Genomic DNA, 290 nt, shown 5'->3' with positions numbered 1-290 from the left:
GCCATACCACAATCTTCATGGCCAATTACACAAATTTCCTCCACTTGTAATTCATAAATACCCAGTATGATACTCCGTATCATACTACCAAAAGGATGTGAAATGACAGCACCTGCGTTCTTTATGACTTTGGCATCCCCATTTTGTAAGCCCAATGCCTGTGGTAACAATGTTAGCAGTCTGGTATCCATACAAGTTACAATCAATAATTTTTTATTTGGAAATTTGGTCGTAGCAAAAGGTTCGTACTCTTGTTTTTGCACAAATGTTTCATTATGCGTCAATATATT

1 protein-coding gene is annotated in these 290 nt (G+C 36.6%); it reads right to left on the bottom strand.

Features of this window, described 5'->3' with window-relative positions:
- On the bottom strand, positions 1-290 hold a 290-nt coding region (locus tag ACQRBL_RS32800; RefSeq protein ID WP_427736493.1), incomplete at both ends, for a carbonic anhydrase.

This window comes from Bacillus sp. AF62, assembly GCF_050312695.1.
GTDB lineage: Bacteria > Bacillota > Bacilli > Bacillales > Bacillaceae_G > Bacillus_A > Bacillus_A cereus.
This window is presented reverse-complemented; position numbering and strand designations above follow the sequence as displayed.